We start from the raw sequence: 19745 nt of genomic DNA, 5'->3' as shown, positions 1-19745 counted from the left end.
GAACCATGCGCGGCAATATCGCCCAGATGATGCAGCAGGCCCAGAAGATGCAGGAGAACCTGCAGAAGGCCCAGGAAGAAATCGCCAAGCTTGAAGTCACCGGCAGTGCCGGCGGCGGCATGGTCAGCGTCACCCTCACCGGTGCCAAGGAGTGCCGCAAGGTACGCCTGGATCCGTCGCTGCTGGGCGACCAGGAAATGCTGGAAGACCTGGTGGCCGCAGCCTTCAATGATGCGTCCAACAAGATCGATGCCGAGTCGAAGACGAAGATGGGTTCGGCCACGGCCGGCATGCAGCTGCCCCCGGGCATGAAACTGCCGTTCTGATGCAGCGCAGCCGGGCATGGCCCGGCTCTACCCGAGCCGAATGATGTCCGCACCCCTGCTTGACCAGTTGATCGACGCGTTGCGCGTGTTGCCCGGCGTGGGCCAGAAGACCGCCCAGCGCATGGCTTACCACCTGCTGGAACGCGAGCGCGAGGGCGGCCAGAAGCTGTCTTCGCTGCTTGCGCAGGCGATGGAGCGCATCGGCCATTGCGCGCAGTGCCGCGATTTCAGTGAAAGCGAGCTGTGCGCGACCTGTGCCAACAACAGCCGCGAGCGCAGCCAGTTGTGCGTGGTGGAATCCCCCGCGGATCGCCTGGCCATCGAGAATGCAACCGGCTTCCGTGGCGTGTACTTCGTGCTGCAGGGCCGGCTGTCGCCGCTGGATGGCATCGGCCCGCGCGAACTGGGTCTGGAGCTGCTCGGCCAGCGGCTCGATGCCGGCGAGATCACCGAGATGATCATCGCCACCAGTGCCACGGTCGAAGGCGAAGCCACCGCGCATTACCTTGCCCAGCTCGCGCGTGCGCGGCAGGTGCGGCCGAGCCGTCTCGCGCAGGGCCTGCCGCTGGGCGGCGAGCTGGAGTTCGTCGATCGTGGCACGCTGTCGCATGCCTTCGGTACGCGCAGCGAAGTACGGGAATGAGTGAAGGCGTGCCGCCCGCGCGCGGCACTTACCAACAGAGGCGATACCCATGACCAGTGAAACGCTCTTCAGCAAGATCATCCGCCGCGAAATCCCGGCCACCATCGTTTACGAAGACGAGGAGGTCCTGGGCTTCAAGGACATCGCGCCGCAGGCGCCGGTGCACGTGCTGTTCATTCCGAGGAACGAGGTCATTCCCACCCTGGACGATGTCACGCCAGGGCAGGCGCACCTGATCGGCAAACTGGCCTTGGCCGCTGCGCAGTACGCGCGTGAGCAGGGGCTGGCCGAAGACGGTTACCGCATCGTCATGAACTGCCGCGAGCACGCCGGGCAGACCGTGTTCCACATCCACCTGCACCTGCTGGCCGGCGCCCCGCTGGGCCACTTCGGCGCGCCCGGCCAGTAACCCGCGCGATCGCTTCTGCTCTTTCCGTGTGCAATGAAAAAGCCGCCCGAAGGCGGCTTTTTCAGTACAGCTCAAACAGCGGTCACCACCAGCCGTAACGGCCGTAGCCCCACGGGCCCCATGGTCCCGGACCCGGGCCCCACGGACCGTACGGGTAGGGCACCACATCGACCTGGCGCTGTTCCGGCCACAGATAGATCACATCGGCGGCGAGCTTGGGCAGGCGGTAATCGTACTCGCCGATCTTGACGTTCTCGTAGCCGTCCACGCGGCCGATGAAGGTCACATCGCGGCCTTCTTCGAATACCGCCGGATCGTAGAAGCCGGCGCGGCAGGCAACGAAGCGGCCGTCACTGGCATCGGTGGAACTGGTGGTCGGGCGGCCACTGGCGTTGAGCGGGCGCGAAAGCAGCTGGAAGCAGGTCTGGCCCTGGCCCGGCAGCGTTTCGATGATGCGGCCACCCCAGCGCACCGGCGCGCCCACCTGCTGGGTCGCCACGGTATCGCGCGGGGTCACGGCGGCGAACTGGCCCTGCAGCGGCTTCGGTGCCGTCGCGCAGGCCGCCAGCGCCAGAGAGGCAGCCAGGGGAAGCAGAATCTTGATGTTCATGGTGTGGCTCCGGAAGACGGACGATGCCTGCGCAGGTCGGCCAATAATGAAGCGTGGTCGACATGAGTGCCAGCGTAGCGCGCGTGGACGAAACGCTGGCTGAGTGCCAGCAACGCAGGATCGCTCCGCCGGGCGTCAACGCGGCGTGCCCATTCCATGGCAGGCTCCGACGGTTCGCGTGCCAGGCCCTGTTTCGCATAGCGGCGGCCCAGTCGATGCCAGGCGCGCAGCAGCGGGTCGCGCTCGCGTTCGCCGCGGGCCAGCACCCAGGCCATCGCCCCCAGCGCCAGCAGCGCAATCACCACCAGGCTGGAAATCAGCTGTGCCGGCGACAGGTCGGGCATGCCCAGCGGCCGCAGCAGCTGCTGCTGGCGGGTGGCGTCGAAGGACAGCACCATCTCGTTCCAGCCCCTGCGCAGCCAGTCCATCGCCTGCCCGGTCTGCAGCCAGGCCCCCTGCATGCCGCCCGCTTCGGCGCCCAGGCGGTCTTCCAGGGTGTCGTAGATGCGTTCGGGCGCTACGGCGGCGGTGGGGTCCACGCGCACCCAGCCGCGTCCGGGAAGCCACACTTCGGCCCAGGCATGGGCATCCATGCGCCGCACCACCCAGTAGTCGCCGATCGGGTTGCGCACGCCGCCGGCAAAGCCGGTGACCACCCGCGCGGGCACCCCGGCGTTGCGCATCAGCACTACGAACGCAGAGCTGAAGTGTTCACAAAAACCGATCTTCTGATCGAACAGGAATTCGTCCACGGCGTTGCGGCCGGGCAGTTCGGTGTCCAGCGAATAGGCGAACTCGGCGCGGATCCAGTCCAGGCTGCGGCGCACCAGCGCGGCATCGTCGTTGCCTGCTTCGGCGCGCCACTGGCGGGCCAGCGCGGCGGTGCGCGGGTTGAAGCCTTTCGGCAACTGCAAAGACAGTTGGCGCTGCCAGGGCGACAAGGACGCGGCGAACACCTGCGGCGGCGCCGACTGCAGCGTCCAGCGGCTCAGCGACGCCAGTGGGCGATCGCTGACCAGGCTGTAATCGGCGGTCAGTCGCGCGCCCGCCGGTGCGCTGCCCGGCAGGTCCAGCGCGACCAGCTGGCGGCGGTCGGTGGGTTCGTAGTCGATGGTGTAGTTCCAGCGCTGCGCACCGGCCTGCACCGGAACCGGCGCGCGCTCTTCGTTGCGGCGGTCGCGGATCCAGCTGCGGCCATCGAAGTGGGTCATCACCGGGCCGCGCCAGTAGCGCTGTTCTGCCGCGGGCACCGGTCCGTGGAACTGCGCGCGCAGGGCCGGGGTGTCGTCGGCCATCAGGTCCAGCCACTGGCCGGGTTCCATGCTGTCGGACAGGCCGGGCCGGCTGACCGCGCGGTCCGGCAGGCCCCACAGCGGCTGCGACAGGCGCGGGAACAGCCAGAAGGTGGCCATCGCCAACGGCAGGCCGATCAGCAGCAGGCGCAGCACGCCCTGCACCTGCACACGCAGCGCAGGGGTCGGTGACTGGCCTTCCACCTGCGCCAGCCGCTGCAGCGACAGCAGTGCGCAGGCACCGGCCAGGGTGGCCAGCAGGGTGGTCAATGGCCCCTGGTCGAGCAGGAAGGCGGCGAACGGGGCGAACAGGGCAAAGCCGAGCAGGCTGCGCGCATCGCGCAGGGTATGCAGTTCGCTGGACTTGATCGCCAGCATCGCCGCCAGCAGCGCACAGCCGGTATCACGGCCGGGGCGGATGCCCATCTGCACGTAGATCAGTGCCAGCATCGCCAGCACCAGCAACAGCCGCACGGTCACCGGCAGCAGGCCACGGCGCGACACCACGGCGGTCAGCAGCGCGACGCCGGCGATGGTGGCAGCCAGCACGCTGGGCAGCTGCAGCAGCAACGGCAGCAGGGCCAGCGCGGTGCTGGCCAGGGCCCAGCCACGTGCATGGCGGTCCAGCAGGGAGGGGGCAGGGTCAGTCATGCGGCAGCAGCGCCAGGGCGCGCAGACAGAGGTGGTGGTGCGAAGCGCCCTGTGCAGGCCCGATGGCCGGCTGGCCCGGCAGTTTCAACGTATAGCGGCGGCCCTCGCGTTCGGCCAGGTCCACCCAGCGCGCAAGCCGGGCGATGCGTTGTTCGGTGCCCAGTCCGTGCAGCTGGCGCCAGTCCAGCATCACTTCGATGCCGGCCGGCTTTTCATACTCGCGCACCAGCAGCGTGTCGCGCCGTGCGGAGTGCTTCCAGGCGATGCTGCGGCGGGGGTCGCCTGCGCGATAGGGGCGCAGTTGATGCAGTTCTTCGCCGGCCGCATCCATCCGGCTGTGCAGCGGGTCACTGCCTTGTTCGGGCAGTCCGGGGCCCTGCTTTTCAGGGTGCGGATACACCAGCAGCGGTTGGTCGGGCCAGAACCACGACCACGCGCGCACCAGTCCCAGCGGCTGGGTGGTGGACAGGCGGATGCGCTCCAGGTCCAGCCATCCGCGCTGTGCAGTGGGCAGCTCCAGTTCGGCTTCCACGCGGCCGCCGGCGGGCACTGCGGTCCAGCTGCGTGCATCGCCGTGGTCCAGCTGCAGGCCCGGGCGGCCGCGCTGTTCGCGCTGGGAAAGCGCAACGCGCACGCGCAGCGGCTGGCCGGCCGCCACCGGTTCGGCGGCGATGGCATCCAGGCTCAGGCCGGACAGGGTCAGGTGGGCGCTGATCGCACTGGCCGCCGCGGCGCCGGCCAGCAGCAGCGCCAGCAGCAGCGCCGGGTTGTTGTTGTAGTTCAGCGCGCCCAGCAGCATCGCCGCCAGCACCGCGGCCACGAACAGCCCGAACCGCGTGGGCAGCACGTAGATGCGGCGGCGGTCCAGCCGTTGCGGCAGGGTTTCCGGCTGGCGCGGGCGCGCCAGGTTGATCAGCCACTGCCGGCGCGTAGGCACGGGCGCGTTCAATCCACCGGCACCGTCTGCAGGATCGCGCGTGCCAGCGCGGCGCCGGCCGACGACTCGGCTTCGCCGACCAGGCGGTGCCCGGCCACGCCGATGAACAAGGTCTGCACGTCTTCGGGAATGACATGCGCGCGGCCCAGCAGCAGCGCATGGGCCTTCGCCGCACGCAGCAGCGCCAGCCCGGCACGCGGTGACAGGCCGACGCGTACGCCGGCGTGCTGCCGGCTGCGGGTCAGCAGGGCCTGCACGTAATCGATCAGCGCGTCGCTGGCATGCACCTGCAGCACGGCCTCGCGCAGTGCGCGCACCTGGTGGTCGTCCAGCTTCGGGGTGGCCCGCGCGATCAGGTCGCGACGGTCTACGCCACGCAGCAGCTCGCGTTCGGCTTCCACGTTGGGATAGCCCATCGCCAGCCGCAGCAGGAACCGGTCCAGCTGCGAATCCGGCAGCGGGAAGGTGCCTGACAGGTCCACCGGGTTCTGCGTGGCGATCACGAAGAACGGATCGGGCAGGGCGTGGGTCTGGCCATCCAGGGTGACCTGCTGTTCGGCCATCGCTTCCAGCAGCGCGCTCTGCGTGCGGGGCGGGGCGCGGTTGATTTCATCGGCCAGCAGCACGTGGGTGAACACCGGGCCGGGATGGAAGGCGAACTCGCGACTGCCCGGATCCAGGATGGACACACCGAGCACGTCGGCCGGCAGCAGGTCGGACGTGAACTGCACGCGCTGGAAGCCCAGCCCCAGGCTGGAGGCCAGCGCGTGGGCGAGCGTGGTCTTGCCCAGGCCGGGTAGATCTTCGATCAGCAGATGCCCGCCGGACAGCAGGGCGACGAAGGCCAACCGCACCTCATGGGCCTTGCCCAGCACCAGGGCGTTGACCTGTTGTTGCGCATCAAGCAGGGCTTGGCGCAGTTCATCGGTTAGCATGCGGGACACGGGGGGCGAAGAATCCATCGTCGTCTCTGGCTAGGTCTTCCTTCGATTCTATAGAGCAATGCAGGGCGAACAACGCGCACGCACGATATTTCTGTGGCTATGGACACTGATCACGGCAGTGAAGCTGGTCGTGGCCGCGCGCCTGCCGTTGTTCGTCGACGAAGCGTTCTATTGGCAGGAAGGCCAGCACCTGGCCGCCGCCTACTCCGACCTGCCGGGACTCACCGCGTGGCTGGCACGGCTGGGCGTGGAGATCGGCGGACACCATGTGCTGGCCTTGCGCCTGCCGTTCCTGGCCATCGGTGCGTGGCTGCCGTGGGCGGTATCGCGCATCGCCACGCGCTGGTTCGGCAACGTGGCGGGCTGGCAGGCCGGCAGCCTGACCCTGCTGATGCCGCTGTCGGCCACGCTGGGCATGCTGGCGGTGCCGGACGTGCCGATGGCGATGGCCGCTGTGCTGTGCCTGGGCGCCGGTGCGCGGCTGCTGCGCACCGTCGATGCCGCGGCCGCGATGCGATTGGCGCTGGGCCTGCTGATCGGTGCGCTCAGCCATTACCGTTTCATCGGCGTGATCGCGGTGGGTTTCATCGCGCTGCTGCTGCTGCCGCAGGGCCGCCGCATGCTGCGCGATCCGCGCATCTGGGTGGCGTTGGCGGTGGGCGTGCTGGCGTGGCTGCCGTTGCTGGCATGGAATGCGGACAACCACGAGGCCGGGCTTAAATTCCAGGTGGTCGATCGCCATCCGTGGGATTTCCAATGGACCGGGCTGTGGTTCCTGGTGATCCAGCCGATGCTGGTCACCCCGTTGCTGTGCGTGGCGATGTGGAAAGTGGCCGTGGCCGGCACGCGGGCCGGGGGCGGTGCGCGCGCACAGTGGCGTTACTTCGGGCTGGTCGGCGGCGTGTCCACGCTGGCGATCTTCGTGCTCGGCTTCTTCACCGACGTGGAACGCATCAGTTTCCATTGGCCGTTGCCGGGCTACCTGGCGCTGCTGGTGGCCGTGCCGGTGGTGCTCAATGGCTGGCCGCGCTGGCTGCGCCGCACCGCATGGTGGATGGCGGGCGCGGGGCTGGCATTGGCCTTCAGTTACTACCTGATGGCGTCCACGCCGCAGCTGCGTGAGCAACTGGCCGGCTACAAGTATTACCCGCGCAATTTCGCCGGTTGGCAGCCGCTGGCCGATGCCGTGCGCGAAGAACTGCAGCAGATGCCGCCGGGCACCAAGGTGTTGGCCGGCAACTTCAAGGTCGGCGCGGAGCTGGGCTTCCAGCTGGGCGATGCGGATATCGCGGTGCTGCCGCATCCGCTCAACGACAAGCATGGTCGCAGCGTGCAGCTGGGCCTGTGGGGGCAGCTGCATGACGGCAAGCGGGAGGGGCCGATGCTGCTGGTGCTGTCGCCCAGTGACCAGCGTTACCGCGAGCTGCTGGACCGCTATCGCGCCATCTGCGGGCAGGTCGGCCCGCTGCCGCCGCCGCGGGTGGTCAGCAACGACCACGGCTTCCAGCGCTTCCTGCTGTTCCGCTTGCCGGCGCAGCGCGACGAAGGCCCCTGCATCACCCCGGCGATGGCCTGGTTCGATGCGCCGTCATCCGGTGAGATCGTCGCGGCGGACCTGCACGTGAAGGGCTGGGCGTTCAAGGATGGGGTGGGGCTGTCACGCGTGGAAGTGCTGCTGGACGGGCGGCCGGTGACCGATGCGGTGTATGGACGCAACTTCGACATCCGTTCGGCGTGGCCGCAGTCTACCGATCCGCAGCATCCCAACGTGGGCTTCGACGCGCGCCTGGATACCCGCGCGCTGGCGCCGGGGCGGCACTGGCTGGGCCTGCGCCTGCATGGCCACGATGGCAGCGTGGAGCAGTGGCAGGAGCAGCCGTTCGTGGTGCCGGCGCGATGAGGAACCCTGGGTGGTGTGGGTGGGTGACCACCAAGGTGGGGGTGGGTGACGACCGTTGGTCGTCACGCTGTCAGGCGCCGGGAAAGGCCCTCTGACGACCAGCGGTCGTCACTACGGCACTGCGATGCCCGCCTGGCGCAGCAGCGCGCACAGCGCGATCAACGGCAGGCCGACCAGGGCGGTAGGGTCGCGGTTGTCGATGGCCTCGAACAGGGCGATGCCCAGCCCCTCGCACTTGAAGCTGCCGGCGCAGTCCAGCGGCTGTTCGGCCTCCACGTAGCGGGCAATCTCCGCCTCATTCAACACCCGGAAGCGCACCGTGGTGGTATCCAGTGCTTCCAGCCGTTCTCCGTCGCGCATGAGACAGATGGCCGTGTGGAACTGCACCGCCGCCCCCGACATCCCGGCCAGCTGGGCCCGCGCGGCCTCAGCGGTGCCGGGTTTGCCCAGAGGCTGGCCGTCCAGGTCGGCCACCTGGTCCGACCCGATCACCCAGGCGCCCGGATGCCGCCGGGCGACCTCGGCGGCCTTGGCGGCCGCCAGGCGCACCGCCAGCGCGGCCGGCACCTCGCCGGGCAGCGGCGTTTCGTCCACCTGCGGGCGTGCGCAGTCGAAGGGCAGGCGCAGCCGCTGCAGCAGGTCGCGGCGGTAGGGTGAGGTAGAGGCCAGCAACAGGTTATTCATGCGTAGAATCAGGGCTCTGGGCCGCCCAGTCTGGCCCGTGGCGGAGGCCCGCCACAAGCCTGAAGCCGCAGGTAATTGACAGCGGTCGCGACGGTCCTTAACATTCAGCGGCTTATGTCCGCGAACGTGCCCGAAACGCTGGATGCTTGGCGGATGGTCGCAGCGCGAAGGCGCTTCGACGGCCAGGTCGATCTGGCTCAATTCACCCGCCTGCAAGGGCTTGTTGCCGATGCTGAAGGCCAGTGCACGTATGCACTGGAATTCTCGCACGACGACATCCTGCGGGTATCCTATGTGGAATTGACCATCGATACCGAGCTGCCGCTGATCTGTCAGCGCAGCCTGCAGCGTTTCCTGCTGCCGGTAAAACTGGTGCAGAAGATCGGCCTGATCCGTGAGGAAGACGAGGAATCGTCCCTTCCGGAAGACTTCGAGGCCCTGCTGGTGCCCGAGGATGGCCAGCTTGTGCCGCTGGAGCTGGTCGAAGACGAACTTGTGTTGGCGGTCCCGGTGGTTCCCCTTTCGCCCGATGGCGAGGCGGTGGACCAGGAATGGGCCCCGACCAAAGAAGAAACCGACAAGGTCAACCCGTTCGCGGCGTTGGCAGCGTTGAAGAAAAAGTAAGGTCGGGCTGGCTCGACCGAGCGAATATGCAGCCGGGTATCGTCGGCGGCTGCGGCGAAAGCGAAAAGTGTGCTGGGCGCTGGCGTCCTGTGCGACGAAACGACGAAGAACATCGAACCGAGTTTGGAGCAATCCCATGGCTGTGCAGAAATCCCGTGTCACCCCGTCCCGCCGCGGTATGCGCCGTGCGCATGACGCCCTGAGCGCAAAGCAGCTGTCGACCGACCCGACCACGGGCGAAGTGCACCTGCGTCACCACATCACTGCCGATGGTTTCTACCGCGGCAAGAAGGTCATCCAGACCAAGACTTCTTCCGTCGAAGAAGATTGATGTGAGTGAAGGCCGCTGCCGTCCAGGCAGCGGCCTTTGCCGTATCCCCCCGGGCACCGGCAACGGCCGCCCGCGCAACAGGAATGTCGATGAGCAAGCGGATCTACTCGAGGATCGCGGGCACCGGTAGCTATTTGCCGGAAAAAGTGCTGACCAACGCCGACCTGGAAAAAATGGTCGAGACGTCGGACGAGTGGATCGTTACGCGCACCGGCATCAAAGAGCGGCATATCGCCGCCGCAGAAGAAACCACCAGCGACCTCGGCTACCACGCCGCGGTGAAAGCGCTGGAGGCGGCCGGCATCGATGCCAGCCAGCTGGACATGATCGTGGTCGGTACCACCACGCCCGATCTGATTTTCCCGTCCACCGCGTGCCTGATCCAGGCCAAGCTCGGTGCGACCGGTTGCCCTGCCTTCGACGTCAACGCGGCCTGTTCCGGCTTCGTGTTCGCGCTGGGCGTGGCCGATAAATTCATTCGTTCCGGTGATGCACGCCATGTGCTGGTCATCGGCGCGGAAACCCTCACCCGTATCGTCGACTGGAACGACCGCACCACCTGCGTGCTGTTCGGCGATGGTGCCGGTGCGGTGGTGCTGAAGGCCGACGAAGAGACCGGCATCCTCAGCACCCACCTGCATTCGGACGGCAGCAAGAAAGAACTGCTGTGGAACCCGGTCGGCGTTTCGGCCGGCTTCGGCGAAGGCGAGCAGGCACGCGGCGCGATCCTGATGAAGGGCAACGACGTGTTCAAGTACGCGGTCAAGGCGCTGGATTCGGTGGTCGACGAGACCCTGGAAGCCAATGCGCTGAGCAAGGCCGACCTGGACTGGTTGATCCCGCACCAGGCCAACCTGCGCATCATCGAAGCCACTGCCAAGCGCCTGGACATGTCCATGGACCAGGTGGTGGTGACGGTGGACAAGCACGGCAATACCTCCTCGGCTTCGGTGCCGCTGGCGCTGGACCACGCGGTGCGCTCGGGCCGGGTGGAACGCGGCCAGCTGCTGTTGCTGGAGGCCTTCGGTGGCGGCTTCACGTGGGGTTCGGCACTGCTGCGCTATTGATAGCGCCAGTTACGACATCGTTAAAACGTCGTTACGGCCCTTCGGGGCCGTACTGCGTTATGGAGGATCCCCATGGTTGAACCGATTACCCTTGAAGGGCAACGGGCCTGGTTGAAGCAATACGGCGAAGGCAGCCGCGCGGTCGCGCTGGGCCTGCTGAATTTCGTCGCCCGCCGCTTCCAGCTGGATGCGCTGCGCCCGCCACCGCACCGCGGGGGCGATGCCGCCCGCCAGACCGAAGCGCGCCGGCTGGGCGAGCTGCAGGCGCAGGGCGTGAACGTGCCAACGGTCCTGGGCAGCGGCCATGCCGCGCTGGTGCTGGGCGACAACGGCAGTTCCTTCAATACCTGCCTGCGCGAGGCCGACGATGCCGGCCGCGACGTGCTGGTGTCCGCCGCCATGCAGGCGATGGCCGCCGCGCATGCGCGTGGCGCGTATTTCGGCCAGCCGCTGCCGCGCAACCTGACCTGGGACGGGCAGAACGTAGGCTTCATCGATTTCGAAGAAGACCCGCTGGAAGTGATGGACCTGGACCAGGCGCAGGCGCGCGACTGGCTGATGTTCGGCTATGGCGTGGCCAAGTACTACGCCGATCGCCCGCAGCAGCTGCAGGCGATGATGGCCGAAGCGATGGACGGTGCGCAGGCGCCGGTGCGCGAGCACGCGCACGCGGTGACCGGGCGGCTGCAGCGCTTGGCCAAGGCCAGCATGGGCATGGGCCGTTCGGCACGCGCGCTGGCCCACGCCATCCTGATCGTGCATGGCGCCACCACGCTGGGCGTGCTGATGGTGCTGGTGGTGTGCGTGGACTGGTTCGCCGATGGCCAGCTGGACCTGCTGGAACTGCTGACCTGACACCGGGTAGTGACGGCCGCTGGCCGTCATTCCCGCACCGGGCGGGTACTGGGTTGACGTCCAGCGGCCGTCACTACCACCTTGCCTGCATACGCGCACGTACAGACGGCAGGCGGCAATCGCCTTTATCATGGCCCGCTTCGATTCAAACCAGGCGGATGACCGCGTGACTGATTCCACTCTTGCTTTCGTTTTCCCCGGCCAGGGCTCGCAGTCCGTGGGCATGCTGGCCGAGCTGGCCGAGCTGCACCCGCAGGTGCGTGAAGCCTTCACGGAAGCATCCGATGGTGCCGGCGTCGACCTGTGGGCACTGTCCCAGGGCGGCCCGGAAGAAATGCTCAACCGCACCGAATACACCCAGCCGGCCCTGCTGGCCGCCAGCATCGGCGTGTGGCGTACCTGGAAGGCACTGGGCGGCGCGCAACCGTCGCTGCTGTCCGGCCACAGCCTGGGCGAATACTCCGCGCTGGTCGCTGCCGGCGCCCTGAGCCTGCACGACGGTGCGCACCTGGTGCGCCTGCGTGGCCAGTTCATGCAGGACGCCGCACCGGCGGGCGTGGGCGCGATGGCCGCCGTGCTCGGCGCCGAAGACGCACTGGTGCTGGAGGTGTGCAAGGAAGCGGCCGGCAGCCAGGTGCTGGTGCCCGCCAACTACAACTCGCCCGGCCAGATCGTCATCGGTGGCGACGCCGCCGCGGTGGATCGCGCGCTGGCGCTGCTCGCTGAAAAGGGCGTGCGCAAGGCGGTGAAGCTGGCCGTCAGCGTGCCTTCGCACACCCCGTTGATGCGCGAAGCCGCCAACCGCCTGGCCGAAACCATGGCCGGCCTGTCCTGGCAGGCGCCGCAGCTGCCGGTGGTGCAGAACGTCGATGCCCAGGTGCACGACGGCGTGGACGCCATCGCCGCCGCGCTGGTGCAGCAGCTGTACCAGCCGGTGCAGTGGACCGGCTGCGTGCAGGCGCTGGCCGCGCGTGGCATCACCCGTATCGCCGAATGCGGCCCGGGCAAGGTGCTGACCGGTCTGGTCAAGCGCATCGACAAGACCATCGACGGCCGTTCGCTGGCCACCCCGGGCGATGTCGAAGCCGCCCGCGAGGCATGGTCGGCCTGACCCCCTTCCCGTTGCCCGCCTGCGTCGTGCCCCCCCGGCATGGCGCCGCGCGCGGGCGACCGCACCATTCGAGGACAGCATCATGAGCAAGCCCCTGCAGGGTGAAATCGCACTGGTCACCGGCGCAAGCCGCGGTATCGGTGCCGCCATCGCCGACCTGCTGGCCGCCCAGGGCGCCACGGTCATCGGCACGGCCACCACCGATTCCGGTGCCGCCGCCATCGGCGAGCGCCTGGCCGCGCAGGGCGGCCACGGCCGCGCGCTGAACGTCACCGATGCCGCCGCACTGGAAACCGTGCTGGCTGACATCGCCAAGGAATTCGGCGCGATCAGCATCCTGGTCAACAACGCTGGCATCACCCGCGACAACCTGCTGATGCGCATGAAGGACGAGGACTGGGCGTCGATCATCGACACCAACCTGACCAGCGTGTTCCGCACCAGCAAGGCGGTCATGCGCGGCATGATGAAGGCGCGCAAGGGCCGCATCATCAACATCGCTTCGGTGGTGGGGGTGACCGGCAACGCCGGCCAGGCAAACTACGCCGCCGCCAAGGCCGGCATCATCGGTTTCTCCAAGTCGCTGGCCAAGGAAATCGGCTCGCGCGGGGTCACCGTGAACGTGGTGGCGCCCGGCTTCATCGACACCGACATGACCAAGGCGTTGACCGACGAAGCGCGTGCCGCGCTGGTCAACAGCATCGCCCTGGAACGCCTGGGTTCGCCGGAGGATATCGCCCATGCGGTGGCCTTCCTGGCCGGCCCGGCAGCCAACTACATCACCGGAGAGACACTCCATGTGAACGGCGGGATGTACATGCCGTAAGCACGGGGCGCACGGAGCGCGCCGCAAGTGGTTGATCTGGATGGCGTTTTGCTTGCATGCAAGGCGCCGCCGGTTTCCACTACACTATCCCACGGCCATCGTCTGCGATGGCGTCTTTTTGAACCACTACTCCATCTGGAGCAATACCCCATGAGCACCATCGAAGAACGCGTCAAGAAAATCGTCGTCGAACAGCTTGGCGTCAAGGAAGAAGAAGTCACCACCAGCGCATCGTTCGTCGATGACCTGGGCGCAGACTCGCTGGACACCGTCGAGCTGGTGATGGCGCTGGAAGAAGAGTTCGAGTGCGAAATCCCGGACGAAGAAGCCGAGAAGATCACCACCGTGCAGGCGGCGATCGACTACATCAAGTCGCACACCAAGGCCTGATGCAAGGCGGCTGGTGCGCGGCGGCGGCTCGACCGTAACCGCGCACGGCATCCCATGGGGCCGCGAATGCGGCCCTGTGTATTTGCGCTGCTGCATACGGGCGCGGATCCAATTACGTTCCACCCCGTGTCATACCCGCACTACTTTCGGGTCAGGAGAGAGCAATGAAGCGTCGCGTCGTCGTTACCGGCATGGGCATGGTTTCGCCTCTGGGCAATGACCTTGCCAGCAGTTGGCAGGGCATCACCGCAGGCCGTTCGGGCATCGGTCCGCTGACCAACGTTGCCGACGCCTACCTGGACCGTTTCACCACCAAGATTGCAGGTGAGGTCAAGGATTTCGACATCACCGCCGACAACCCCCTGTTCGGCAAGTACCGTGTGTCCGGCAAGGACGCCAAGAAGATGGACCCCTTCATCCATTACGGCCTGGGCGCGTCCTTCATGGCGCTGGCCGATTCGGGTCTTGAGATCAACGAAGGCAATGCCGAGCGCATTGGCGCCATCGTCGGCGCCGGCATCGGCGGCCTGCTGGGCATCGAAGAACAGACCATCGACTTCCACGAAGGGAAGAAGATCTCGCCGTTCTACGTGCCCAAGACCATCATCAACATGCTGCCGGGCCAGCTGAGCATCATCGCCGGGCTGAAGGGTCCGTCGTTCTCGGCGGTGTCCGCGTGCGCGACGTCCAACCATTCCATCGGTACGGCGATGCGCATGATCCAGTACGGCGATGCCGACGTGATGGTCGCCGGTGGCGCCGAACGTGGCTCCTCGCCGACCGCGCTGGGCGGCTTCTGCGCGATGAAGGCGATGTCCACCCGCAACGACGACCCGACCGCAGCCTCGCGTCCGTGGGACAAGGACCGCGACGGCTTCGTGCTGGGCGACGGTGCCGGCATCCTGATCCTGGAAGAGTACGAACACGCCAAGGCGCGCGGCGCGAAGATCTACTGCGAGCTGGCCGGCTTCGGCGCCAGTTCCGATGCGTACCACATGACCGCACCGGCAGAGAGCGGCGAAGGCGCTGCACGCTGCATGGTCGCGGCGATGAAGGACGCCGGCGTCAACCCGGACGAGGTCGGGTACCTCAACGCGCACGGCACCTCCACGCCGCTGGGCGATCTGGGCGAAACCATGGCGATGAAGACCGCCTTCGGCGATCACGCGTACAAGATGCTGGTCAGCTCCACCAAGTCGATGACCGGCCACCTGCTGGGCGCCGCTGGCGGCGTGGAAGCGATCTTCTCGGTGCTGGCGCTGCAGGACGGCGTGATTCCGCCGACCATCAACCTGCAGCAGCCGGGCGAAGGCTGCGACCTGGACTACGTGCCCAACGAAGCACGCCAGGCCAAGGTGGACGTGGTGATGTCCAACGGCTTCGGCTTCGGCGGCACCAACGGCACGCTGGTGTTCAAGCGCGTCTGAGGTTTGTCCAGCTCTGGTAGCGCCGAGCCATGCTCGGCGAGCGCAGCGGCACGCGTGACCGCAACAGCCGCCGAGCATGGCTCGGCGCTACCGTCACCCGTCACCCCGCGCCCGACACCTCCTCTTCCAGGCGCTGCGCCGACATGTCCGACCCGATCCTGATCCAGCCCCTGGACACCCCTGCCGACCTGCTCGCCCTGCAGCAGGCCGACCCGGCGCGTTTCCCGCTGCTGATGGAATCGACCGCTTCGGGCACCGCACAAGGCCGCTGGGACCTGCTGCTGGTGGCGGGCGAGGCGTTCCTGCGGCTGGATGCCGATGGCATCGTCCGCGACCATGTCGGCCACGCCCACGCAGGGGCCTTCCTGGACCTGCTGGACAGCGCCTGGCAGGCAGAGCGCCTGCCCCCCGCGCAGGGCCCGACGCTGCCCTTCAGGGGCGGCTGGGCGCTGCTGCTGGACTACGAAGTAGCCAGCCAGATTGAAACCGTGCTGCCGCCGATGGCGCGCGCCGATGGCCAGCCCACCGCGCTGGCGCTGCGCTGCCCGGCCGCCGTGCTGCATGACCACCTGGAACAACGCAGCTACCTGGTGGCCGAAGCGGGCCAGCAGGCGCTGCTGGCCACGCTGCAGGCGCAGCTTGCCGCTGGTGTGCCGGCCGCAGGGCAGGGCTGGCAGCCGCCGGTCAGCGTGGAAGAAGACGCGCCTGCGCGCTTCACCGACGGCGTGCGCCGGGTGATCGATTACCTGCTGGCTGGCGACGTGTTCCAGGTGAACCTGTCGCGCCGCTGGTGCGCGCGCTTTGCCGATGCGGTGAGCCCGCAGGCGCTGTACGCCCAGCTGCGCCGCGCCAACCCGGCACCGTTCGCCGGCCTGTTCACCGGCCACGGGCGCCACGTGGTGAGCTCATCACCGGAACGGCTGGTGTCGGTGCACGGCGGCCACGCGCAGACCCGCCCGATCGCCGGCACCCGCCCGCGCTTCGACGGCGACGACGATGCCGCGCGCATCCAGGAACTGGTCGGCCACCCGAAGGAACGCGCCGAACACGTGATGCTGATCGACCTGGAGCGCAACGACCTGGGCCGCATCTGCACGCCGGGCAGCGTGGTGGTGGACGAACTGATGACCGTGGAAAGCTATGCCCACGTGCACCACATCGTCAGCAATGTCAGCGGCACCCTGCGCGATGACGTCACCCCCGGCCAGGTGATCGCCGCGACGTTCCCGGGCGGCACCATCACCGGCTGCCCGAAGGTGCGCTGCATGCAGATCATCAGCGAACTGGAGCAGGTGCCGCGCGGCGCCTACACCGGCGCCTTCGGCTGGCTGAACCGCGACGGCGACCTGGACCTGAACATCCTGATCCGCACCGCCGAAGTAGCAGGCAACGAAGTCAGCTTCCGCACCGGCGCCGGCATCGTGGTCGATTCGGACCCGGACAAGGAACTGGACGAAACCCGCGCCAAAGCCCGCGGCCTGATGCGCGCCCTCGGCCAGCAAGGCTGACCGGTAGTGACGGCCGCTGGCCGTCAAGAAGGGCCGGTAGTGACGGTCGCTGGCCGTCAGCTCCAGCCCGCCTGCGCTCCCGCAGGGCACGGCTCGGTGCTGCACGTTCGCGGTATCCTGCTCACCTGATTAATTCTTCGAGGTAATCCATGGCGGCAGCCAAGCGCGGATGTCTGATGGTGGTGACCGTCCTGGTGCTGTTCGGTGCAATAGCCGTAGGCGCCGGCGCATGGTTCTTCTACCAGCAGGGCCAGTTCGCCGACCGCCCGCTGAGCCCCAGCCAGGACAGCATGGTCATCGCCAGCGGTGATGGCTTCAGCACCGTGCTCGGCAAGCTGCGCGACGCCGGCGTGGACGAAGGCCAGGACGCGCAATGGCAGCTGCTCGCCCGCCAGATGGACGCCGCCGGCAAGCTGAAAGTCGGCGAGTACGCGCTGGACGCCACGCTGACCCCGCGCGAGCTGCTGACCCGCATGCGCCAGGGCCGCGTGCTGCAGCACCGCGTCACCCTCATCGAAGGCTGGAACATCCGCCAGGTGCGCGCCGCGCTCAAGCGTGCCGAACCGCTGGTGCACACCACCGATGAACTGGGTGACGCCGCGCTGATGCAGCGCCTCGGCTTCGGCGGCCAGCATCCCGAAGGCCGCTTCCTGCCGGAGACCTACGTCTACCAGCGCGGCGACACCGACGTGGATGTGCTCAAGCGCGCCCATGAGGCGATGGAAAAAGCGCTCACCGAAGCCTGGGATTCGCGCGCCGACGGCCTGCCGATCAACTCGCCGTACGAGCTGCTGACGCTGGCTTCCATCATCGAAAAAGAAACCGCACTGGCCAGCGAGCGTCCGCAGATTGCCGGCGTGTTCGCGCGCCGCCTGAAGATGGGCATGCGCCTGCAGACCGATCCCACGGTGATCTACGGCATCGGCCCGGCCTACGACGGCAACATCCGCCGCGTCCACCTGACCACCGATACGCCGTACAACACGTACACCCGCGCCGGGCTGACCCCCACACCCATCGCCATGCCCAGCCGCGACGCGCTGAACGCCGCTGCGCAGCCCGCACCGGGCGATGCGCTGTACTTCGTCGCCGTGGGCGATGGTAGTGGCGCGCACATTTTTTCGGCCAGCTATGCAGAGCACAACGTCGCCGTGGCGCGTTACCTGCAGCAGCTGCGCCAGAACCGCACCAAGGAGAGCCAAGCGCAATGAGTGCCGCGCTGCTGCGCCACCCGCGTCTGATCAGCCTGGAAGGCGGCGAAGGCGCGGGCAAGACCACCGCCATCAATGCCATCCATGCCTGCCTGCGCGCACATGGCCACGAGGTCGTGCTGACCCGCGAACCGGGCGGCACGCCGCTGGCCGAACGCATCCGCGCGCTGGTGCTGAAGCCCGATGAAGCGATCGCCGGCGAACCGCTGAGCGCCGAAGCCGAACTGCTGCTGGTGTTCGCCGCACGCGCCCAGCACGTGCGCCAGGTGATCCAGCCGGCACTGCGCCGCGGTGCCTTCGTGCTGACCGACCGCTTCACCGATTCCAGTTACGCCTACCAGGGCGGCGGGCGCGGGCTGGATGCCACGTGGATCGCCGACCTGGAACGCCGCGTGGTCGGCCTGCTGCCGGGCCTGACCCTGCTGCTGGACGTGGACGTGGAAACCGGCCGTGCGCGCGCCAACGGCCGTGACCTGTGGCCGGACCGCATCGAAAGCGAACAGGACGATTTCTTCCAGCGCGTGCGCGCGATCTTCCGCGAACGTGCGCAGCAGGATCCGCAGCGCTTCGCGCTGGTCGACGCCAGCCAGGCGCAGCAGCAGGTAGCAGCCGATGTAGTGGCCCGCGTGGAGCAGTTCCTGCACAACGGGGAGGGCGCATGAGCACGACCGGAAAGGGCGCATTTTCGCCGTGGCAGCAGCGCGCCTATGACCAGATGATCGCCGCGCTGGACGCCGGCCGGCTGGGCCATGGCCTGCTGATCTGCGGACCGGCCGGGCTGGGCCAACGTGCCGTGGCCGATGCACTGGCCGAACACGTACTCACCCAGGGCGGTGGCCCGCAGGCCGACCGTGCGCGCCAGCTGATATCGTCCGGCACCCATCCGGACCTGCAGATCATCAGCTTCATCCCCAACAAGAGCGGCGACAAGCTGCGTACCGAGATCGTCATCGAGCAGGTGCGCGAGATCGGCCAGAAGCTCTCGCTGACCCCGCAGTACGGCATCGCCCAGGTGGTGATCGTGGACCCGGCGGATGCAATCAACCGCGCGGCCTGCAACGCCCTGCTGAAGACGCTGGAAGAACCGCAGCCCGGCCGCTACCTGTGGCTGGTGAGCAGCGACCCGGCGCGCCTGCCGCAGACCGTGCGCAGCCGCTGCCAACGGCTGGAGTTCAAGCTGCCGCCGCGCGAGGAAGCACTGGCGTGGCTGCAGCAGCAGGGCCACCGCGAGGACGATGCGATGGAAGCGCTGGACGCCGCGCGCGGCCATCCCGGGCTGGCCGACTCCTGGCTGCGCGAGGAAGGCCTGGAGCTGCGCCGCGAGGTCACCAAGGACCTGGAATCACTGGCCGCCGGGCGCACCGGGGCGGTGGCGCTGGCTCAGAAATGGACCGGTGACGAAGACGCGGCCCTGCGGCTGCGCTTTGCCGCCGACCTCGCGCTATCGATGGCCAGCAGCGATGGCTTGACCGCGCCGGAACGTTTGAACAAGCTGGCAGCCTGGTTCGACGCTGCCAACCGGACCCGCGACCTGCTGCGCACCACCGTGCGTGCGGACCTGGCCGTGGTAGAACTGTTGCTGGCCTGGAACAAGGTCAACGAACGGCAGCACCCAAGGGGTAATCGATGAGCGCCACCAACGCCCGACAGGGCATCCTGTCCCTTGCCGTAAAGGACAAGGCCGCGCTTTATGGCGCCTACATGCCGTTCGTGAAGAACGGCGGGGTGTTCGTGCCCACGCCGAAGCGCTATTTCCTCGGCGACGAGGTGTTCCTGCTGCTGACCCTGCCCGATTCCAGCGAGCGCCTGCCGGTCGCCGGCAAGGTGATCTGGGTGACCCCGGCAGGGGCCCAGGGCAACCGGCCTTCGGGCATCGGCGTGCAGCTGGCGGACGGGCAGGAAGGCGAGGCGGTACGGCACAAGATCGAGACGCTGCTGGCCGGCCTGACCTCTTCGGAAAAGCCGACGCACACGATGTGAAGAAGTGATCTGAAAAGTA

The 19745-nt window shown here is 67.9% G+C and carries 22 protein-coding genes; 17 read left to right on the top strand and 5 right to left on the bottom strand.

The window, feature by feature from the left end:
- The first annotated feature begins 5 nt into the window (after positions 1-5).
- Genes RTX79_RS08990 through RTX79_RS08980 form a run of 3 tightly spaced genes read left to right on the top strand, consistent with a single transcriptional unit; the run spans position 6 to position 1378 of the window.
- Positions 6-326: a YbaB/EbfC family nucleoid-associated protein gene (locus RTX79_RS08990; RefSeq protein WP_057506961.1), complete on the top strand. Its 321-nt coding sequence runs from the start codon at positions 6-8 to the stop codon at positions 324-326.
- 43 nt (positions 327-369) lie between these two features.
- On the top strand, positions 370-969 hold the full coding sequence (recR, locus tag RTX79_RS08985; RefSeq protein ID WP_312683277.1) for a recombination mediator RecR: 600 nt from the start codon (positions 370-372) through the stop codon (positions 967-969).
- Positions 970-1018: 49 nt separating this feature from the next.
- Entirely contained in the window at positions 1019-1378 is a 360-nt protein-coding gene (locus RTX79_RS08980) for a histidine triad nucleotide-binding protein (protein WP_312683276.1), read from the top strand.
- Positions 1379-1460: 82 nt separating this feature from the next.
- On the opposite strand, the gene RTX79_RS08975 is transcribed toward RTX79_RS08980, so the two are convergent.
- From RTX79_RS08975 to RTX79_RS08960, 4 genes are read right to left on the bottom strand one after another with little or no spacing between them, the layout of a single operon-like run.
- The gene (locus RTX79_RS08975) at positions 1461-1988 is read right to left on the bottom strand and encodes a Slp family lipoprotein (protein ID WP_057506959.1); all 528 of its coding nucleotides are present in this window, start codon (positions 1986-1988) and stop codon (positions 1461-1463) included.
- A complete protein-coding gene (locus RTX79_RS08970; RefSeq protein WP_312683275.1) occupies positions 1985-3931 on the bottom strand; it encodes a DUF3488 and transglutaminase-like domain-containing protein in 1947 nt (648 codons plus the stop codon). The genes RTX79_RS08975 and RTX79_RS08970 overlap by 4 nt, the downstream gene beginning before the upstream one ends.
- Entirely contained in the window at positions 3924-4868 is a 945-nt protein-coding gene (locus RTX79_RS08965) for a DUF58 domain-containing protein (protein ID WP_312683274.1), read from the bottom strand. Before RTX79_RS08965 ends, RTX79_RS08970 begins: the two co-directional genes overlap by 8 nt.
- Before the next feature lie 8 nt (positions 4869-4876).
- A complete protein-coding gene (locus RTX79_RS08960) occupies positions 4877-5830 on the bottom strand; it encodes an AAA family ATPase (RefSeq protein ID WP_057506956.1) in 954 nt (317 codons plus the stop codon).
- Positions 5831-5870: 40 nt separating this feature from the next.
- Here RTX79_RS08960 and RTX79_RS08955 point away from each other — a divergent pair, with 40 nt between their 5' ends.
- Entirely contained in the window at positions 5871-7712 is a 1842-nt protein-coding gene (locus tag RTX79_RS08955) for an ArnT family glycosyltransferase (protein WP_312683273.1), read from the top strand.
- A gap of 111 nt (positions 7713-7823) precedes the next feature.
- Here RTX79_RS08955 and RTX79_RS08950 read toward each other — a convergent pair whose 3' ends face one another.
- Positions 7824-8396 (bottom strand): Maf family protein, encoded by a 573-nt coding sequence (locus RTX79_RS08950; RefSeq protein ID WP_312683272.1) that lies wholly within the window; start codon positions 8394-8396, stop codon positions 7824-7826.
- A 114-nt stretch (positions 8397-8510) separates the two neighbouring features.
- On the opposite strand from RTX79_RS08950, the gene RTX79_RS08945 reads away from it, so the two are divergent.
- The 13 genes from RTX79_RS08945 to RTX79_RS08885 all read left to right on the top strand — a co-directional run bounded on the left by RTX79_RS08945 (position 8511) and on the right by RTX79_RS08885 (position 19726).
- On the top strand, positions 8511-9020 hold the full coding sequence (locus tag RTX79_RS08945) for a YceD family protein (RefSeq protein WP_042613379.1): 510 nt from the start codon (positions 8511-8513) through the stop codon (positions 9018-9020).
- Between the two features lie 136 nt (positions 9021-9156).
- Positions 9157-9351, top strand: coding sequence for a 50S ribosomal protein L32 (gene rpmF, locus RTX79_RS08940; RefSeq protein ID WP_042613380.1), 195 nt, complete (start codon positions 9157-9159; stop codon positions 9349-9351).
- An 89-nt stretch (positions 9352-9440) separates the two neighbouring features.
- A complete protein-coding gene (locus RTX79_RS08935) occupies positions 9441-10418 on the top strand; it encodes a beta-ketoacyl-ACP synthase III (RefSeq protein WP_312683271.1) in 978 nt (325 codons plus the stop codon).
- A gap of 72 nt (positions 10419-10490) precedes the next feature.
- A complete protein-coding gene (locus RTX79_RS08930) occupies positions 10491-11273 on the top strand; it encodes a serine/threonine protein phosphatase (protein WP_123700548.1) in 783 nt (260 codons plus the stop codon).
- A gap of 166 nt (positions 11274-11439) precedes the next feature.
- The gene (gene fabD / locus RTX79_RS08925; RefSeq protein WP_123700599.1) at positions 11440-12384 is read left to right on the top strand and encodes an ACP S-malonyltransferase; all 945 of its coding nucleotides are present in this window, start codon (positions 11440-11442) and stop codon (positions 12382-12384) included.
- 82 nt (positions 12385-12466) lie between these two features.
- Entirely contained in the window at positions 12467-13210 is a 744-nt protein-coding gene (fabG, locus tag RTX79_RS08920; protein WP_057506951.1) for a 3-oxoacyl-ACP reductase FabG, read from the top strand.
- A gap of 150 nt (positions 13211-13360) precedes the next feature.
- Complete coding sequence (gene acpP / locus RTX79_RS08915) at positions 13361-13600, top strand: acyl carrier protein (protein ID WP_057506950.1); 240 nt, start codon at positions 13361-13363, stop codon at positions 13598-13600.
- 164 nt (positions 13601-13764) lie between these two features.
- A complete protein-coding gene (fabF, locus tag RTX79_RS08910; RefSeq protein ID WP_312683268.1) occupies positions 13765-15027 on the top strand; it encodes a beta-ketoacyl-ACP synthase II in 1263 nt (420 codons plus the stop codon).
- A 143-nt stretch (positions 15028-15170) separates the two neighbouring features.
- Complete coding sequence (locus RTX79_RS08905; RefSeq protein ID WP_312683267.1) at positions 15171-16535, top strand: aminodeoxychorismate synthase component I; 1365 nt, start codon at positions 15171-15173, stop codon at positions 16533-16535.
- Between the two features lie 149 nt (positions 16536-16684).
- Complete coding sequence (mltG, locus tag RTX79_RS08900; protein ID WP_312683266.1) at positions 16685-17746, top strand: endolytic transglycosylase MltG; 1062 nt, start codon at positions 16685-16687, stop codon at positions 17744-17746.
- Positions 17743-18408: a dTMP kinase gene (gene tmk / locus RTX79_RS08895; protein ID WP_312683264.1), complete on the top strand. Its 666-nt coding sequence runs from the start codon at positions 17743-17745 to the stop codon at positions 18406-18408. Before mltG ends, tmk begins: the two co-directional genes overlap by 4 nt.
- Positions 18405-19376, top strand: coding sequence for a DNA polymerase III subunit delta' (locus tag RTX79_RS08890; protein WP_312683262.1), 972 nt, complete (start codon positions 18405-18407; stop codon positions 19374-19376). The genes tmk and RTX79_RS08890 overlap by 4 nt, the downstream gene beginning before the upstream one ends.
- Positions 19373-19726, top strand: coding sequence for a PilZ domain-containing protein (locus RTX79_RS08885; protein ID WP_057506944.1), 354 nt, complete (start codon positions 19373-19375; stop codon positions 19724-19726). Before RTX79_RS08890 ends, RTX79_RS08885 begins: the two co-directional genes overlap by 4 nt.
- The last annotated feature ends 19 nt before the right edge of the window (positions 19727-19745 follow it).

Source organism: Stenotrophomonas chelatiphaga (assembly GCF_032054965.1).
GTDB lineage: Bacteria > Pseudomonadota > Gammaproteobacteria > Xanthomonadales > Xanthomonadaceae > Stenotrophomonas > Stenotrophomonas chelatiphaga.
The sequence above is the reverse complement of the archived record's forward strand: the minus strand, read 5'-3'. Positions and strand labels throughout refer to the sequence as shown.

Coding starts and splice junctions, on each gene's coding strand:
- RTX79_RS08945 (WP_042613379.1), top strand. CDS start 8,511: ATGTCCGCGAACGTGCCCGAAACGCTGGATGCTTGGCGGATGGTCGCA.
- RTX79_RS08970 (WP_312683275.1), bottom strand. CDS start 3,931: ATGACTGACCCTGCCCCCTCCCTGCTGGACCGCCATGCACGTGGCTGG.
- fabG (WP_057506951.1), top strand. CDS start 12,467: ATGAGCAAGCCCCTGCAGGGTGAAATCGCACTGGTCACCGGCGCAAGC.
- RTX79_RS08905 (WP_312683267.1), top strand. CDS start 15,171: ATGTCCGACCCGATCCTGATCCAGCCCCTGGACACCCCTGCCGACCTG.
- RTX79_RS08935 (WP_312683271.1), top strand. CDS start 9,441: ATGAGCAAGCGGATCTACTCGAGGATCGCGGGCACCGGTAGCTATTTG.
- fabF (WP_312683268.1), top strand. CDS start 13,765: ATGAAGCGTCGCGTCGTCGTTACCGGCATGGGCATGGTTTCGCCTCTG.
- tmk (WP_312683264.1), top strand. CDS start 17,743: ATGAGTGCCGCGCTGCTGCGCCACCCGCGTCTGATCAGCCTGGAAGGC.
- RTX79_RS08990 (WP_057506961.1), top strand. CDS start 6: ATGCGCGGCAATATCGCCCAGATGATGCAGCAGGCCCAGAAGATGCAG.
- RTX79_RS08980 (WP_312683276.1), top strand. CDS start 1,019: ATGACCAGTGAAACGCTCTTCAGCAAGATCATCCGCCGCGAAATCCCG.
- RTX79_RS08885 (WP_057506944.1), top strand. CDS start 19,373: ATGAGCGCCACCAACGCCCGACAGGGCATCCTGTCCCTTGCCGTAAAG.
- RTX79_RS08975 (WP_057506959.1), bottom strand. CDS start 1,988: ATGAACATCAAGATTCTGCTTCCCCTGGCTGCCTCTCTGGCGCTGGCG.
- RTX79_RS08890 (WP_312683262.1), top strand. CDS start 18,405: ATGAGCACGACCGGAAAGGGCGCATTTTCGCCGTGGCAGCAGCGCGCC.
- RTX79_RS08955 (WP_312683273.1), top strand. CDS start 5,871: ATGCAGGGCGAACAACGCGCACGCACGATATTTCTGTGGCTATGGACA.
- mltG (WP_312683266.1), top strand. CDS start 16,685: ATGGCGGCAGCCAAGCGCGGATGTCTGATGGTGGTGACCGTCCTGGTG.
- rpmF (WP_042613380.1), top strand. CDS start 9,157: ATGGCTGTGCAGAAATCCCGTGTCACCCCGTCCCGCCGCGGTATGCGC.
- RTX79_RS08960 (WP_057506956.1), bottom strand. CDS start 5,830: ATGGATTCTTCGCCCCCCGTGTCCCGCATGCTAACCGATGAACTGCGC.
- acpP (WP_057506950.1), top strand. CDS start 13,361: ATGAGCACCATCGAAGAACGCGTCAAGAAAATCGTCGTCGAACAGCTT.
- recR (WP_312683277.1), top strand. CDS start 370: ATGTCCGCACCCCTGCTTGACCAGTTGATCGACGCGTTGCGCGTGTTG.
- RTX79_RS08950 (WP_312683272.1), bottom strand. CDS start 8,396: ATGAATAACCTGTTGCTGGCCTCTACCTCACCCTACCGCCGCGACCTG.
- RTX79_RS08930 (WP_123700548.1), top strand. CDS start 10,491: ATGGTTGAACCGATTACCCTTGAAGGGCAACGGGCCTGGTTGAAGCAA.